Below are 16,506 nucleotides of genomic sequence, written 5' to 3'. Positions count from 1 at the left end.
TTTAGAGCAGTCCGCGCTTTGCCAGATTGCTCATCAGCGCCGAAATACCGAAGGTCCAGGGCGGGCATTCGGTGGAAAGGCGCACGGTGTTGACGAGCGCACCGAGGCCTGCCGAGGAAATCTCGACGACATCGCCGATCTTGTGGGTAAAACCCTGTTTCGGCGCGTCGCGGTCCTGCGTCGGCGCAAACAACGTGCCGAGGAAAAGCATGAAACCATCAGGATATTGGTGATGGGAGCCGACCGTCTGCTTGACGAGATCGGTCGGGTCGCGGCTGATCTGTGACATCGAACTCTTGCCGTGCAGCACGAAGCCGTCCTGGCCGGTGACTTTCAGGTTAAGTTCGGCCTTGCGGACGTCATCCAGGCTGTAACCGGCATCGAACAGGCGGATGAAAGGACCGATCGAGCAGGATGCGTTGTTGTCCTTGGCCTTGCCGAGCAGCAGCGCCGAGCGGCCCTCGACGTCGCGCAGATTGACGTCGTTGCCGAGCGTCGCACCCTTGATTTCGCCGCGGCTGTTGACCGCGAGCACGACTTCCGGCTCGGGATTGTTCCAGGTCGAGATCGGATGCAGGCCGACATCGGCACCCCAGCCGACGGAGGAGAGCACCGGCGCCTTGGTGAAGACTTCGGCGTCCGGCCCGATGCCGACCTCGAGATATTGCGACCACATGCCCTCGTCGATCAATGCCTGCTTGACCTTGGCGGCCTCCGGCGAACCGGCCTTCAGATTGGTGAGGCTGCCGCCGATCAGCGTGCTGACACGCTCGCGGATCGAGGCGGCGCGTTCCGGACTGCCGGCGGCCTTCTCCTCGATGACGCGCTCGATCATCGACTGTGCAAAGGTGACGCCGCAGGCCTTGACTGCCTGCAGGTCGACGGGCGCAAGGAGATAAGGGCGCGTTTGATCCGGAGCTCCGGTACTGTTAGCGGCGATGTCCGCCAGCGAGCCGATCGCCTTGCCGCTTGCGGCACGGACGAAGGCGGCGGCATCCTGCCGCTCGAGCAGGGCGCTCAGCGTCGGCGCCTCGCGCGACGTGATGTCGACCAGCATACCCTCGCGTAACATCACAATGCTCGGTCCGTGCACTTCGGGATTCCAGATGCGACCCACAAAAAGACCATCCGAAGCGGCGACATCGAGCAGAGGTTGAGACATGGTGATCTTCCGTCACAGGCGAGCGGGGAGCGCTCTTCAAAAACATTGCGGGGTGTTGCCGCCCTCCAGCCCGGCGGCAGCCGAAATCGATCACATTCACGGAGACGGGGCAAGATGCGTCGGGGAAAAAGACCTTTGCCTGATCGGCTCAAGCGGCGGCCTTTCTCGGGAATCCAATCGCAAAAGCTCACAAAATAACTATTTAGATACAAAATAGTTGTTATATTTCAGATATTTAAATACAGGCCGTGACGATTTTTCCCTTCATCTCGCCTTGACAGGAGCGGGCTTTCGTTATCTGTTTTGCCCAACATGGAGGAGGCTGGCATTAACCGGCCACACGAAAATCCCAGGAGGATATTGCAGCGATGTTGAGATTTGCCGTCGTCGGAATCGACCATGGGCACACGTTCGATCACGTGAAGGGATTGCTTGCTTCAGGCGGCGAATTCGTCGGCTATTGCCCGCAGACCTCGGTGCCGGCATTGCGCGAGGCCTTTGAGAAGACCTATCCTGACGCGCCGCAGATCGACCGGGAAAAGCTGTTCGACGATCCGTCGATCGATGTCATCTGCATCTCGGCGATCCCGCGCGATCGCGCCGGTCTCGCCATCCGTGCGATGAAGGCTGGCAAGGACGTGATGACCGACAAACCTGGGGTGACGACCTTCGCCCAGCTCGAGGACGTCAAGAAGACCGTCGCTGAAACCGGCAAGATCTTTTCGATCTGCTTTTCCGAACGCCATTGCGTGCGCTCCGCCGTCAAGGCCGGAAAGCTTGTCGCCGAAGGCGCGATCGGTAAAGTGATCCAGACGCTCGGCGTCGGTCCGCATCGGCTGCAACTGCCAACCCGGCCGGACTGGTTCTTCGATCCCGAAGCCTTCGGTGGCATCATCGTCGATATCGCTTCACACCAGGTCGACCAGTTCCTGTTCTATACCGGCTCGACCACAGGCGAGGTCATCGCCAGCTCGATCGGCAATTTCGGCATGCCCGACAAGCCCGCCTTCGAGGATTTCGGCGAGGTGCTTCTGCGCTCCGACAAGGCGGCGGGCTATGTCCGTGTCGACTGGTTCACGCCGGAGGCACTGCCGACCTGGGGCGACGGGCGCCTCACCATTCTCGGCACCGAAGGCTACATCGAACTGCGTAAATATATCGATATTGCCGGCCGGCCGGGCAAGGATCATCTCTTCCTGGTCAACGGCAAGGAAATGACCCATATCGATTGCAGCGGCGAAAAGCTTGATTATTTCGACGCTTTCACCGCCGACGTCGGCAACCGTACGCAGACGGCGATGACCCAGGATCACGTTTTTGAAGTCTGCCGTCTTTCGCTGGAAGCCCAGACGAAAGCCACGCGCATCGGCGCTCGCTGAGGAGGATATCATGACCAGGAAATTGCGCGTCGGCGTCATCGGCGCAGGCATCGCTGCGCGGCATCTGGCCGGCTTCGGCTGGAACAAGGAGCTTTTCGAGGCCCCCGTGCTCTGCTCGCTCGACGAGGAGCGCGGCAAGGCGCTGTGCGAGGAGTACGGCATTGGCGAATACACGCAGGATGCGGATGCGCTGTTTGCCCGTGACGATCTCGACATCATCGACATTTCGACGCCGCCGAGCTCGCATTTCGAACTCTGCCGCAAGGGCATCGAATCCGGCAAGCACGTGATCTGCGAGAAGCCGCTGTTCGGCTCGATTGCCGAGGTCGACGAGATGGGCCGCATTCTTGCCCGTTACCCCGGCAGAAAGCTCATGCCGATCTTCCAGTACCGCTACGGCTCCGGCCTGCAGAAACTGAAACTGCTGATCGAGCGCGGCCTGGCTGGCAAGCCGTTCCTGACGACGATCGAAACCCACTGGTGGCGCGGCCCGGATTATTATGCCGTGCCGTGGCGCGGCAAATGGGCGAGCGAACTCGGCGGCGGCCTTCTCGGCCACGCCATCCACGCCCATGACATGTTGAATTATGTGCACGGTCCCTGCGCCGAGGTGTTTTCCTATGGCGCCACGCTGGTCAATCCGATTGAGGTCGAGGATACGGCAGCCCTTTCGGTGAAGATGCAGAACGGCTCGCTGGCGACGTTGTCGATGACGCTGGGTTCGCGCAAGGAGATCTCGCGGCTGCGCTTCTGCTTCAACGACCTCGTCGCCGAAAGCATCATCGAACCCTATACGATGGGCCGTGATCCGTGGACGTTCGTCGCCGGGACAGAGGAACATCAGGCGCGGATCGACGAAGTGCTCGCCGCCTATGTGCCTGGCGAGGATGGCTACACCCGTCAGTTCGAGCTCTTCCACAAGGCGATCGTCGAGGACACCGACCCACCGGTGACATTGCAGGATGCCCGCAATTCGCTGGAACTGGTAACGGCCGCCTATTTCTCGCAGCGCACCGGCCAGCCGACGCCGATGCCGATCGCCGCCGATCATCCGCTCTATCGCTCCTGGCTTCCGGCAGGGGAATGGCGTGCTGCGGCCACCGTCTGAACCGGGAAGGGCTCTCCCATGCTGAAATCCTTCGAGCATGTCGGCATGACGGTCAGTGACATGGACCGCACCGTCGATTTCTACTGTGGCCTGCTCGGCCTCAGCCTCGTGCTGCGCAAGACAATGGCGAATGGCATGCAGGTCGCGTTCCTCGATGCAGGCGGCGGCATGCTCGAGGTCTTTGCGCCGCCCGGCGGCGCGTCGACGGCGGTCGACGTGCCTGACGATACGGCCGGCGTCCGGCACCTCACCTTCTGTTTCGACAATGTCGAAGAGACCTTCGCCCGCCTTGAACAGGCGGGCGTCGAGATCAAGGAGCGGCCGCGCTTCGCGGTCCACTCCGAGATGCTGAACAAGATCGCCTTCGTTCGCGATCCCGACGGCATTATCGTCGAGCTTGCCGAACGCTCTCAGAGTCGCCGGGGCTGACACAGGTGCTGCCGATCGCTTCGCTGCGGGCGGTCAGACCGTCCCGCAGCAGATCGATCAGGCGCCGGATGAGTTTTGCCGCCATGCAAGACTCTCCTCAGCTCGCCAGCTTGGCGCTGATATAGTTGCGCCAGCCGCCAAGCGCGGTGATTTCCTCGGCACCTTTCACCGCATGGGCCTCGCAGACGAAACCGGAGACGCTGGAACCGTCTTCGAGCGTGAGCTTACCGATGCCGAGGGGTGCCGGAATCTTCTGGACGAACCTGCCGAAAGCATCGGCCGGCAGTGCCCAGACCTCGACCTCCAGCCCCTGACCCTTATGGCCGGGTTCGCGCAGCAGCCCCGGTTTCGGTGGCGTGGTATTGGGCAAGACGAAGAGGCGATAATCGCCGGCCGTGCGGCAGGTCTTGACCAGACGCCCGCCGGAGCCTGCCAGTTCGTGATTGAGCGGCATGCCGGTCAGATGCGCACCGACGACCGCGATTTCGATGAAACCGTCATCGCCAGGGACAACACGGCTTACTTCGGGGATCGCCGCCTGCCGGTCGATGCCCATGCCGGAACCTGCTGCGCGATGCAGCGCATCGGCAAGCGGCGCCAGCGCATCGTCGGTGAAGGCAGGTGCGATGACGGTAACGCCGCCCGGCAGCCCACCTTTGCCGAAGCCGGCCGGAACGGCGATCGCCGCGCAATCGAGGAGGTTGACGAAATTGGTATAGCGGCCGAGGCGGCCGTTGAGCACGACGGGATTGGCCAGCATGTCCGCAACGGTGTAGGTGGTCGGTGCGGTCGGCAGCAGAAGCACATCGGCCTTTTCCCATTCGGCCTCGGTCTTGCGACGCAATTCTTCCAGCCGGTAGCGGCCGTTGAAGGCCTCGACCGCGGTCTTGCCCTTGGCGCCTTCGATAATCCCCCTGACCGTCGGGTCGAAATCGGCGGCGTTGGCGGCGAGGAAGGTCTCGACCGCCGCCAGGCGTTCGGCGACCCACGGCCCCTCATAAAGAAGGGCGGCCGCCTCGCGGAATGGCGCGTAATCGAAAGGCACGATCGTCGCTCCGAGCGCTTTGGCCCGCTCGATCGCCTGGTCGTAGAGCGCCTCCACCTCCTTGTCACCGAAGAATTCCCGCTCGGCGCCGGTGAGAACGCCGATGCGCAAGCCCGATACCGGCAGGTTCGCCGGCTTGGCGCGACGCGAGAAAGCATCGGCGGTATCGAAGCCTTCGGCGACCTTGCGGATCGCAACACCGTCGCCGACGGTCGCGGCAAAGATCGTGATGCAGTCGACGCTCTTGCAGGCCGGTATGGCGCCGGTATTCGGCAAGAGACCCGGCGTCGGCTTGATACCGACCAGATTGTTGAAGGCAGCCGGCACCCGGCCGGAGCCCGCCGTATCGGTACCGAGTGCGAAGGCCGCAAGGCCGGAAGCAACCGTGACGGCAGAACCGGAGCTCGAGCCGCCGGAGATATAGGCCGCATCGAAGACCGAACGCGGCGCGCCATAGGGCGAGCGCGTGCCGTTGAGGCCGGTCGCGAACTGGTCGAGATTGGTCTTGCCAATGATGATGGCGCCGGCTGCCTTCAGCCGCGCAACGACGGTAGCGTCCGCTTCCGGCCGATATTCGTATGCCGGGCAGGCGGCCGTCGTCGGCAGGCCGGCGGCATCGATATTGTCCTTGACCGCGAAGGGCACGCCCCAGAGCGGCAGGCTGTTTGCCTCAGGCGCGCGTGCCATCAAGGCTTTCGCGGCGGCACGCAGCTCCTCATCCGGCACCGTGGTGATGAAGATTGCCGGATCTTTCGAGGCGGCACGCCGCGCGATCACCTCTTCGATGGCGTCGAGCGGCGTCAGGCCGGATTGATAGGCGGCGCGAAGGCTTGAAAGATCGAGGATGGTCGGCAGCATGTCAGCATTCCTCCAGAACGACGATGATATCGCCGGCTTTGACGTTTCTTCCCGGCCCGGCGCGCAGGTCGCGGACGCGGCCTGCCGCATGGGCGGTGACGTTGATTTCCATTTTCATCGATTCGATGATGGCGAGTGTATCGCCGGCCGCAACCGAGGCACCCGGCTCGACCAGCAATTTCCAGATATTGCCGGGCACGGCGCTGGCAACACCGAAGCAGCCGTCGGGAATATCCCAATCCGGACTTTCGCCCGTGCCTTCATCGGTGACGAAGCTGTCGAGCCCGGCTTCCTTCCAGCGCTGGCGCTCAGTATCGAAGGCGGCCTGCTGCGTTGCCTTGAAACGGCCGATCGACGCCGAATTCGCCTGCAATTCCTTCTCGTAAGCGGCATAGGAGAATTCCGTCTCCTCGATCCTGATCGGATAGCCCCCGTGTGGGAAGGCGGCGCGCGCCTCCGTCAGCTCCTGATTGCTGACCGGGAAGAAACGGATCTGGTCGAAGAAGTTCAGCAGCCAAGGTTTTCCCTTGGCAAAGGCCGGCGTCTCCCGCCAAGTGTTCCAGACCTGAATAGTACGGCCAAAGAGCTGGTAGCCGCCCGGTCCTTCCATGCCATAGATGCACATATAGGCGCCGCCGATGCCGACGGCATTTTCCGGGGTCCAGGTGCGGGCGGGATTGTATTTCGTCGTCACGAGACGGTGGCGCGGATCGGTCGGGGTCGCAACGGGCGCGCCGAGATAGACATCGCCGAGTCCCAGCACCAGGTAGCTGGCATCAAAGACGATATCGCGGACGGCCTGTTCGTCGGGAAGACCGTTGATGCGGCGGATGAACTCGATATTCGACGGGCACCAGGGCGCATTCGGGCGCACCAGCTCCTGATATTTGCGCATCGCAAGCTCCGCATCCGGATCGTTCCAGGAAAGCGGCAGGTGCACGATGCGGCTCGGCACCGTGACCTCCTGGGCTGCCGGAAGCGTCGCCTCGATCTCGCAGAGCAGCCCCAGCAGGCGCCGGCGTGTCAGCTGCGTGCCGTCATAATGGATCTGCAGGGAACGGATGCCGGGGGTAAGGTCGACGATGCCGGGAAGGCGAGCCTCGATGACCGCCTGCATCAGCAGATGCACCCGCAGCCGAAGCGCGATATCAAGCGTCATCGGCCCGTATTCGACGAGCAGGTTGTCGTCGCCCTGGCGGCGATAGACGACCGAAACCGGTCCGTCCTCGCTGGTGCCGACGATCGGCGAACCCGTCTCTTCCGCGACCCGCCGTACCGCTGGACCAGCGATCGGGTCTTCCGCCCGCACGACTGCATGAAAACGGATGCGGTCGCCGGGCTTGAACTGGCCCATCTTCCACTGCTCGTCGCGGGCAATCACCGCCGGGCAGACGAAGCCGCCAAGGCTCGGACCGTCAGGACCGAGAATGATCGGCATGTCGCCGGTGAAATCGATCGCCCCGATCGCATAGGCATTGTCGTGCAGGTTGGAGGGGTGCAGCCCCGCCTCGCCGCCATCGTGGCGCGCCCAAACCGGGGCCGGGCCGATGAGGCGAACGCCGGTGCGGGCGCTGTTGAAATGCACTTCGTAGGCCGTCGAGAACAGCGTCTCGATATCGCTGTCCACGAAGAAATCTGGCGCGCCGTGCGGGCCGTAGACCACGCCGACATCCCATTCGCGCGTCAAGGCGGCCGGCTCCGTTGCCGGTCTGGCCGGTTCGGCTGGCGCCTGCCGGGCAAAATGCAACACGTGCCCTGTCTTCAGCGTGCCGGTGGCGTTACCGCCGAACTGGCCGAGGCCGAAGGTCGCGCGCGAACCGAGCACAACGGGTGCGGCAAAACCGCCCGCGACAGCAAGATAGGCGCGCTGCCCCGGTCCATCGATGGTGCCGATCGATAGAATCTGACCGGCGCGGATCAGTACTGGCGCATCGTGCGGCAACTTTATGCCGTCACATGTCATCGCCATCCGGGCGCCGGCAAGCGCGATCGTCTGGTCGGCATAAAACCGCAATGTCGGGCCGGAAACCGTCAATTCGAGTGCAGCCGTCACGTCGGCATTGCCGACCAGCCGGTTGGCATGGCGGAAGGAGCGCTCGTCCATCGGACCACTCGGCGGCACGCCGACATGCCAGAGGCCGAGCCGGCCCGGAAGTTCCTGAATGCTCGATTGGGCACCCGGCGCAAGCACCTCGACGACATCGGGAACGAAGGCGAAATCGCGGAGCGCCGTCGTCGCCACCTTGGCGCCGGCAAGCAGTTCGGAAGCGGCGATCACCCTGAGATAATCGAGATTGGTCTCGATGCCCGATATCGATGTCGCCGCAAGCGCTGCCTTCAGCTTCTCGATCGCCGCCGGCCGGTCTTCCGCCGTCACAATCAGCTTGGCAAGCATCGGGTCGTAGAACGGCGTCACCTCGGTTCCCGTCTCGATCCAGCCGTCGACGCGGGCATTGTCCGGGAAGACGACCTCGGTCAGCAGGCCGGCGCTCGGGCGGAAATCGGCGTGCGGCATCTCGGCATAGATCCGCACCTCGATCGCCGCACCCTTCGGCGTCAGGGCATTCGCACCCGAAAGCACGTCCTCGCCCGCCGCCTGCCGGATCATCCATTCGACGAGATCGATGCCGAAGACGGCTTCCGTCACCGGATGCTCGACCTGCAGCCGGGTATTGACCTCGAGGAAATAGAATTCCTCGCGCTGAGGATCATAGATGAATTCGACGGTGCCGGCCGATTCATAGGAGACCGAGCGTCCCAGATCGACCGCCGCCTTGTGCAGCCGCGCCCTCGTTTCGGCAGAAAGGCCGGGAGCAGGGGTTTCCTCGACCACCTTCTGGTTTCGGCGCTGCAGCGAGCAGTCGCGTTCGCCGAGCGCGATGACGCCGCCCTTGCCGTCGCCGAAGATCTGCACCTCGACATGGCGCGCTTCGGCAACGAAACGCTCGATGTAGACGCGCGCATCGCCGAAGCTGGCCCGCGCGGTCCGTTGCACGCTTTCGAAAGAGGCCGTGAGGCCCGCTGCATCGGCGCAGAGCTGCATGCCGATGCCGCCGCCGCCGGCCGTGCTCTTCAGCATGACGGGATAGCCGACGGTTTCTGCGGCCGAAAGCGCCTCTTCGACGCTCTGCAAGAGATCGGTGCCGGGCAGCAGCGGCACGCCGCTCGCCTTTGCCAGTTCGCGCGCCGTGTGCTTCAGGCCGAAGGCCGACAGATGCTCCGGCCGCGGGCCGATGAAAGCGATACCTTCGGCGGCGAGCCGCTCGGCAAAGCCGATATTCTCTGAGAGAAAGCCATAGCCCGGATGCACGGCCTGTGCTCCCGTCGCCTTGCAGGCGGCGATGACGGCATCGACGTTGAGATAGCTCTCAGCGGCTGGCGCCGGTCCGAGGCGCATTGCCTCGTCGGCGGTCAGCGCCGGCATCGAGAACCGGTCGGCATCGGAATAGACGGCGACCGAGGCGATGCCCATCCTCTTCAATGTCCGGATAACCCGGACGGCGATTTCGCCGCGATTGGCGATAAGGACCTTGGTGAACATCGATCAGTCCTCGCCGTCCCAGATCAGCACCCGGATCGGCGTCGGATCGAAGCCGTTGCAGGGATTGTTGATCTGCGGGCAATTGGAGATGACGCAGAGCACGTCCATTTCCGCCACCAGTTCGACATAGTCGCCGGGCGCGGAAATGCCGTCGACGATGGTCATCTCGCCGTTCGGCTTGATCGGCACATTCATGAAGAAATTGATGTTCGGCACGATGTCGCGCTTGCTCATGCCGTGCTTTGTCACCTCGATCACGAAATTGTCGCGGCAGGCATGCAGGTATTTGGTGCCGTGGCCGAAGCGCACGGTATTGCTCTCGCAGGAGCAGGCGCCGGCTGATGTATCGTGCCGGCCGCAGCTGTCGGCCGTCATGACAAGCATGACGTTGCCCTCGTTCGAGATGATCTTCGTGCCGGTGCCGATATAGGCGCCACCCTGCTCCCGCATCGTATCCTGGTTGGAATAACGCTCGGCAAAATCATCGGCGCGATAAAACAGCGTATCGATCGCCTGCTGGCCGTAGCTGTCCTCGATGCGGATGGTCTGGCCTTTGCGGACGATGCCGGACCATGGCGCTTCGGCCGGGATGAAATGATCCTGCACGGCGTTTTCGAGGCTGTGCGAAGCTGAAGTATTGATGAAATTGGTCATCGTCATCCCCCTCAGGCCAACATGGCGGCGTTGTTCTCGAAGCCGCGAAGAGCTTCGGCGGTTGCCGAGTGCGAGAGGTCGTCGACTGTAGGCGCAGGCGCACGAAAGCGCGTGACGATCACCGGCTTCGGCGCATAGACCGGGTCAGGATCGAGCGGATGCGGGCAATTGGAGAAGCCGACGATCATGTCCATCTCGGCGCGCAGCTCGGCATAGTCGCCGCTGTTGGAGAGCTTGCCGCGCCAGTGGAAGCAGCCGTCATCGTCGACGCGGACGGGGGCGAAAAGATTGAGAATCGCAGGAATGTCGCGTCGTTCGAGACCAAGCTTGCCGGCGACGAGCACGAGATTGTCGCGGGTGTTGCGGGTCTTGACGCCAGGATATTTTGCAGCGTTCGAAGCTGCCGTCGAGCCACCCATCAGGCAGTCATGGGCGCCGGAACTATCCTCGATCAGCGAAAACATCACCCGGCCCATATCCGAGAAGATGACGCGGCCCTTGCCGAGGCCGGTTGTCCACTGCACCTTGACCGTATCGACGAGATTGAGCCGTTCACTCGTATCGCCAGAGTTCCAGGCGACGAGCGCCACGGTCGATCCGCCTTCACCCTGATCGATGCGGAGAGCCTCGCCGCGCTTCAGCGCGGTCGACCAGTACCAGCCGCCGGGAATGGTTTCCTGATGGACGATCGCAGCCGCATCGATTGCGGGGGCGGGAAGGGGGCTCGGCGCCGGCAGGGCCTTAGGGGCAAATTCCAGCCCCTTCTTCTGATGTTCCTCATAGCGCTGCCGGTTAGCGGCAATTTCTTCGGGCGAACGTCTGACATGCATCATGGTTTTTCTCCTGACGGACTGGAAGCCGGGTCGTCCCGGCGAAGGCCCAGAGAAATGACCGGGCCGTCCCGGTCGGGGCTGAAGACGGAGGGCGCGCCGGCGAGCCTCGGCGGCCAGATGGAAATGTCCTTGGTGATCGTCGCGCCGTAGCGCTCCTTTTCCTCCGGGCGGTCGCGCTTGCGCTCGAAGGCGACGACGCGCGTTGCCAGCGTGAAGGCCTCCCGCATGTCGTGCGTCACCATGACGACGGTCATCTGCGTTTCGTGCCAGAGCCGCTTCATCAATGTGTGGATTTCGGCGCGGATACCGGGATCGAGCGCGCCGAAGGGCTCGTCGAGGAGCAGCACTTTCGGTTTCATGATCAAGGCCTGCGCCAGCGCCAGGCGCTGCTGCATGCCGCCTGATAGTTGCGCCGGATATTTGCCCTCGGCGCCGGAAAGACCGACTTCGGCAATCAGCCGCCGGGCTTCGTCGATGGCGTTGCGGCGGGCGGTGCCGAAGAGTTTCGCCTTGTAGCGGGACGCCGAGAGTTCCCGCCCGAGCAGCACGTTTCCGAGGACGGTCAGATGCGGGAAGACGGAGTAGCGTTGGAAGACGACGCCGCGATCCGGCCCCGGCTCCTGCGGCAGGGCTTGCCCGTCGAGCAGGATCGTTCCTCGCGTTGGCCGCTCCTGGCCGAGCAGCATGCGCAGGAACGTCGACTTGCCGCAACCGGAAGGACCGACAAGGGCGACGAAGGCGCGCGAAGCGACCGTCAGCGACACGTCTTCGAGGACGATCTGGTCGCCATACTCTTTCCAGACCTTTTCGATCACCAACTCGCTCATGCCTGCTTCTCCAGCTCAGACCAGGGGAAGACAGCAATGCGGATGCGATCGAGGATATAATTCATGATCACGGCGAGCAGCGTGATCCAGACGACATAGGGAAAGATGATGTCCATCGAGAGATAACGACGGACGAGGAAGATGCGGTAGCCGAGGCCGGAATCCGACGAGATCGCCTCGGCCGCGATCAGGAACAGCCAGGCCGGACCGAGCTGAAGCCTGAGGCAGGTGATCAGCCGCGGCAGGATCTGCGGCAGCACGACACGAAGGCCGATCTGCCAGGAAGAGCCGCCGAGCGTTTCCGCCTTGACGATCTGTTCGCGCGGCAGCTCCAGCGCCTTCAGCGCAAGGTCGCGGATCATCGTCGGCGCAACGCCGATGACGATCAGCGCGATCTTCGAGGCTTCTCCGAGCCCCATGGCAATGAAGAGGATCGGCAGCAACGCCAGCGGCGGCACCATCGAGATAACGGCGACGAAGGGGGAGAGCAGCGCTCTCAGATAAGGCAGCATGCCGATCAGCATGCCAATGACAAGCGCGGTGATCGTGGAGATGCCGAGGCCGGCAAACAGCCGTATCAAGCTCGCGCCCGTATCGGACCAGAGCAGATATTGGCCGGTGCGCGGATCGGCGACGAAGGCAAAGCGGTCGATCGCATCGGCAAAACCGGCAAAACCGGGCAGCAGCTTGTCGTTGGCGTTTTCCGCCAGCCGTGCGGCCGAGCCGACCGTGTAGGCAACGATCAGCAGCACGAAAGGCAGCAGCGTCAAGGCAAGCTGCGCGCCCCGGCTCGGCCTCGTGTTGATCCAGCGCATGAGGAAAGCTCCGCTGATGAAGATTGGGCGGCGCGGTCAGGACCGCACCGCTGCTTGGACATCGCTCAGAGCGAACCGTCGGCGGCCGCCTTCATGTAGGTCTCGGTGAAGCGCAGCTTGACGTTGCCGCTATCGCCGAGGATCTTGCCGTTGGGCATTTCGATGCCGATGACGTCGGCCGACGGCGCGCCATTGCCGAGCAGGCCCTTCTCGAACAGGAAGTTGCGGACGAGATCCATCGTCTTCGGCAGGCCGTCCGAGGCCGTGAAGGCAACGGCATCGGCCGGCTTGTCGAAAAGTTTGGTGACGGCCAACTGGGATTCGTAGCCCTTCAGATCGGTGCCGGATGCCTGGCCCATCGCCTCGCGGGCAGCCTTGCCGTCGGCGCTGTCGGCCGTCAGGAGAGCGGCGGTTTCATACCAGATGCCGGCGAGCGCCTTGCCGAAATTCGGATTGTCCTTGAGCACGCCTGAATTGGCGACCATCAGGTCGATGATCTCGCCCGGGACCTGCGAGCTGTCGAAAACCTTCTTGGCCGTGGGCTCCTCGAGGATGGTCGAGACCAGCGGGTTCCAGGTGACGACGGCGGTGACATCTGCCGTCTTGTAGGCGGCGACCATGTCGGCGTCGGACGTGTTGACCACCTTGACGTCACGCTCGGTCAGCTTGATGCTTTCGAGCGCGCGGGCCAGCAGATAATGCGAGACGGAAAATTCGACGAGATTGACGTTCTGGCCCTTGATGTCGGCAAGGCTCGCCTTGTCCTTCAGGATGACCGCATCATTGCCGTTCGAGAAGTCGCCGACGATGACGGCTGTCGTATCGACGCCGCCGGCGGCCGGGATCGACAGGCCGTCCATATTGGTGAGCGTCACGGCGTCGAAGGCGCCGGCCGTGTACTGGTTCATCGATTCGACGTAGTCGTTGAACTGGGTGACCTCGATCTTGATGCCGTATTTGTCGGCCCATTTCTTGACGATGCCGTGATCAGCAGCATAACCCCAGGGCATCCAGCCGACATAGATCGACCAGGCGACCTTGAAATCGGTCTTCTGTTCGGCCTTGGCGATGGAGCCGAGCCCGAGCGCCAGGGACGCCGTCAGTGCGGTCATCGATAGAATCTTCGAAAAAGTCTGCATTGAAATTCCCCTTTTGCTTTTCTTCAAAAGGGATCGGCAATGACCATCGTGCCGCCAATCCCTTGGCTTACGAGGTCTCCCGGGCTTTTGTCCCGCCGTGCACCCGGCAGGATGTCTCCCCTGCCGGTGGCAGCTCTCGGACCAGCCACGTCTTGCGACGCCGGAACCCTAGCCACCAACTCTGCAACTAACGAAGCAAAGTGCGTGCCAAATTATAAATCATTGATTTTATTGAGAGTGAGATGGCATCAATTCCCTGGCAAATACAATAGTGCATGCACTTGCACAGAAAATGTGCGTATTCTGCCGCCACCTTAGGCGGCGGTTCTTTTTTGCCCAGTGAAAAAGCAGCAGGCACACCACGCAGAACGCCGCGTTGCAACTCTATCTGAGCTAGTTCCGGAAGGCCCCGGCCGGGACCGTCGTCACCAGCCGGATATCACGGCGGAAGTCCGACGGCGACATGCCGGCGATATGGCGGAAGGATTTGTTGAAGGCGCTGATCGAGCCGAAGCCGCTGTCCATCGCCACCTGCAGCACATTGGCGCCCTCGCTCATCAGCATCGCCTGGGCGCGCGACAGCCGCAGCAGCGTCACGTATTTGCTGAGCGTCATGCCGGTCGATCGCTTGAACAGGTTCATCGCATATTTCGGATGCAGGTCGGCGGCGCGGGCGATATCGACCGAATCGATGTCGTGCAGGAAATTGGCAGCGATGAAATCACACATGCGCGCGACGCTGCGCGAGGAATGCGGGTACGGGTGATCACCTTCGAGACTGATGACGGCCTGCGACGTCATCGAATAGGGTTCGAGCGCGATCCGTTCGATGCGCAGCAGCAGCTCGTCTACAGCATGCTGGGCCTTGGCGGCATCGCCGGAGTTGGCGTAGCGGAACCAGCGGGTGAAGTTTTCGTTGTCGGCGGCATCCGTTGCCGAGGTCAGTAGCGTCTCACCCTTCATAAGCCGGCTGGAAACGCTGATCGGCAGGCGCAGCCGAAAGAAATAGACGAGCGGCAGATGGGCGCCGGCATAGAGCGAATCGTCTGAGGATTCGTCCATCTGATGCGGCTGACCACCCCAGAAGAGGCACATTTCGCCGGCGTTCAGCCGGAATTCGTGATCGCTCATCCGGTAGTGCACGGTGCCGCGCATCACGTAGTTGACTTCGACCTGCGCGTGCCAGTGCGGCATGGCCATAACAGGCGGATGGGCATGAAACATCTGCAGCGCTGTCGGCAAACCCTCGATGCTGCTCGCGCCGGGCTGATAGATTGCACGTGTGCCGACCTTACTTTCCGCCAAATTCATGTTCCCTTTTTAGGAGACACCCGCTCCCTTACAGATAGTCTAACCGCGTTCGTGAAAGATCGGCAATTGAAAAGGGAGGATTTTCAATGCGCTTCAAACTTCTCACTGCGACCGCAGCTGTCGCAGTGCTTGCTTCCGGCTCCGCATACGCGCAGTCGGCCAATCTCACCATCTGGAGCTGGAATGTCGCCGCGTCGGCATTGAAGTCCACGCTTCCAGGCTTCAACAAACAGTTTCCCGATATCAAGATCACCGTCGAGGATCTTGGCAACAGTCAGGTCTTCGATAAGACGCTGGCTGCCTGCGCCGCCGGCGGCGACGGCTTGCCCGACATCGTCACCATCGAAAACTTCGAGGCCGAGATCTTCTGGAGCCGTTTCCCGGATTGCTTCGCCAATCTGAAGGAGCTCGGTTACACGGCCGACATTCAGGCGAAATTCCCTGAATTCAAGCGCACCGAGCTTGAGGTCGGCGATGTCGCCTATGCCATGCCGTGGGATTCCGGCCCTGTCGCCGTCTTCTATCGCCGCGATTTCTACGAAAAGGCCGGCGTCGACCCGAGCACGATCAATACCTGGGACGACTTTATTGCCGCCGGCAAGAAGATTTCCGCCGCCAACCCCGGCACCGTGATGGCGCAGGCGGACTTCAATGGCGACAGCGAATGGTTTCGCATGATCGCCAATGAACAGGGCTGCGGCTATTACTCGGCCGACGGCCAGAATATCACCATCAACCAGCCGGCCTGCGTTTCCTCACTGCAAAAGGTGAAGGAAATGAAGGATGCCGGCACGCTGACGGCGGCCAATTGGGACGAAAAGATCCAGGCCAATACCGCCGGCAAGGCCGCGAGCCAGCTGTATGGCGGTTGGTACGAGGGCACCGTCCGCTCGACCTCGCCCGATCTCAAGGGCAAGTGGGGCGTCTACAAAATGCCGAGCCTGACGGCCGATGGCCCGCATGCCGCCAATCTCGGCGGTTCGTCGCTCGCTATTTCGGCGACCTCCGCAAATAAGGAAGCCGCCTGGAAATTCGTCAACTACGCCCTCGGCACGAATGAGGGTCAGGTTACGATGCTGAAGGAATTCGGTCTGGTGCCATCGTTGCTCTCGGCCGTACAAGATCCCTTCGTCAACGAACCGCAGCCTTATTGGGGCGGTCAGAAGGTCTGGGCCGATATCCTGGCGACGCTGCCGAAGATCGTGCCGAGCCGCGGCACCGCCTTCCAGAGCGATGCCGAAGCCATCTTCAAGGCGACGCAGACGAAGTTCTTCTCCGGCGGCTATCCCGATGCGAAGGCGGCTCTCGACGATGCCGCCAACCAGATCGCTTCGGCGACCGGCCTTCCGATCGCGCAGTGAATGACGAAGCCGGGCGCTTGAGGCGCCCGGCTTCCCCCCGCCGT

General features: G+C 62.5%; 13 protein-coding genes and 1 riboswitch. Of the genes, 4 read left to right on the top strand and 9 right to left on the bottom strand.

Going from position 1 to position 16,506, the window contains the following annotated elements; genetic code table 11:
* Position 1: 1 nt before the first annotated feature.
* Positions 2 to 1,162 (bottom strand): fumarylacetoacetate hydrolase family protein, encoded by a 1,161-nt coding sequence (locus tag RL_RS27325; RefSeq protein WP_011649814.1) that lies wholly within the window; start codon positions 1,160 to 1,162, stop codon positions 2 to 4.
* 368 nt (positions 1,163 to 1,530) lie between these two features.
* Between RL_RS27325 and RL_RS27320 the strand changes: the two genes are divergently transcribed.
* The 3 genes from RL_RS27320 to RL_RS27310 are packed head-to-tail and all read left to right on the top strand — an operon-like array spanning position 1,531 to position 4,078.
* A complete protein-coding gene (locus RL_RS27320; protein ID WP_011649813.1) occupies positions 1,531 to 2,541 on the top strand; it encodes a Gfo/Idh/MocA family protein in 1,011 nt (336 codons plus the stop codon).
* Positions 2,542 to 2,551: 10 nt separating this feature from the next.
* On the top strand, positions 2,552 to 3,649 hold the full coding sequence (locus tag RL_RS27315; RefSeq protein WP_011649812.1) for a Gfo/Idh/MocA family protein: 1,098 nt from the start codon (positions 2,552 to 2,554) through the stop codon (positions 3,647 to 3,649).
* 18 nt (positions 3,650 to 3,667) lie between these two features.
* Complete coding sequence (locus RL_RS27310; protein ID WP_041936800.1) at positions 3,668 to 4,078, top strand: VOC family protein; 411 nt, start codon at positions 3,668 to 3,670, stop codon at positions 4,076 to 4,078.
* Between the two features lie 97 nt (positions 4,079 to 4,175).
* On the opposite strand, the gene atzF is transcribed toward RL_RS27310, so the two are convergent.
* The 8 genes from atzF to RL_RS27270 form a co-directional block, all read right to left on the bottom strand.
* Positions 4,176 to 5,981, bottom strand: coding sequence for an allophanate hydrolase (gene atzF / locus RL_RS27305; RefSeq protein ID WP_011649810.1), 1,806 nt, complete (start codon positions 5,979 to 5,981; stop codon positions 4,176 to 4,178).
* Position 5,982: 1 nt separating this feature from the next.
* Positions 5,983 to 9,522 carry an urea carboxylase gene (gene uca, locus RL_RS27300; protein WP_011649809.1) on the bottom strand — a complete coding sequence of 1,180 codons (3,540 nt, stop codon included), beginning with the start codon at positions 9,520 to 9,522 and terminating at the stop codon, positions 5,983 to 5,985.
* A 3-nt stretch (positions 9,523 to 9,525) separates the two neighbouring features.
* Positions 9,526 to 10,176: an urea amidolyase associated protein UAAP2 gene (locus RL_RS27295; RefSeq protein ID WP_011649808.1), complete on the bottom strand. Its 651-nt coding sequence runs from the start codon at positions 10,174 to 10,176 to the stop codon at positions 9,526 to 9,528.
* An 11-nt stretch (positions 10,177 to 10,187) separates the two neighbouring features.
* Entirely contained in the window at positions 10,188 to 11,009 is an 822-nt protein-coding gene (locus tag RL_RS27290) for an urea amidolyase associated protein UAAP1 (RefSeq protein ID WP_011649807.1), read from the bottom strand.
* Complete coding sequence (locus RL_RS27285) at positions 11,006 to 11,836, bottom strand: ABC transporter ATP-binding protein (protein WP_011649806.1); 831 nt, start codon at positions 11,834 to 11,836, stop codon at positions 11,006 to 11,008. Before RL_RS27285 ends, RL_RS27290 begins: the two co-directional genes overlap by 4 nt.
* On the bottom strand, positions 11,833 to 12,651 hold the full coding sequence (locus RL_RS27280; RefSeq protein WP_011649805.1) for an ABC transporter permease: 819 nt from the start codon (positions 12,649 to 12,651) through the stop codon (positions 11,833 to 11,835). Before RL_RS27280 ends, RL_RS27285 begins: the two co-directional genes overlap by 4 nt.
* A 65-nt stretch (positions 12,652 to 12,716) precedes the next feature.
* Complete coding sequence (locus RL_RS27275) at positions 12,717 to 13,790, bottom strand: putative urea ABC transporter substrate-binding protein (RefSeq protein ID WP_011649804.1); 1,074 nt, start codon at positions 13,788 to 13,790, stop codon at positions 12,717 to 12,719.
* 74 nt (positions 13,791 to 13,864) lie between these two features.
* A riboswitch (guanidine-I (ykkC/yxkD leader) is annotated at positions 13,865 to 13,973 on the bottom strand.
* Between the two features lie 210 nt (positions 13,974 to 14,183).
* On the bottom strand, positions 14,184 to 15,101 hold the full coding sequence (locus RL_RS27270; RefSeq protein WP_028743461.1) for a helix-turn-helix domain-containing protein: 918 nt from the start codon (positions 15,099 to 15,101) through the stop codon (positions 14,184 to 14,186).
* An 86-nt stretch (positions 15,102 to 15,187) separates the two neighbouring features.
* Here RL_RS27270 and RL_RS27265 point away from each other — a divergent pair, with 86 nt between their 5' ends.
* Complete coding sequence (locus RL_RS27265) at positions 15,188 to 16,462, top strand: extracellular solute-binding protein (protein ID WP_011649802.1); 1,275 nt, start codon at positions 15,188 to 15,190, stop codon at positions 16,460 to 16,462.
* Positions 16,463 to 16,506: the final 44 nt, after the last annotated feature.

Source organism: Rhizobium johnstonii 3841, from assembly GCF_000009265.1.
Classification (GTDB): Bacteria; Pseudomonadota; Alphaproteobacteria; order Rhizobiales; family Rhizobiaceae; genus Rhizobium; species Rhizobium acaciae.
Note: the sequence above shows the minus strand (reverse complement) of the source record. Positions and strands in the feature narration are given on the sequence as shown.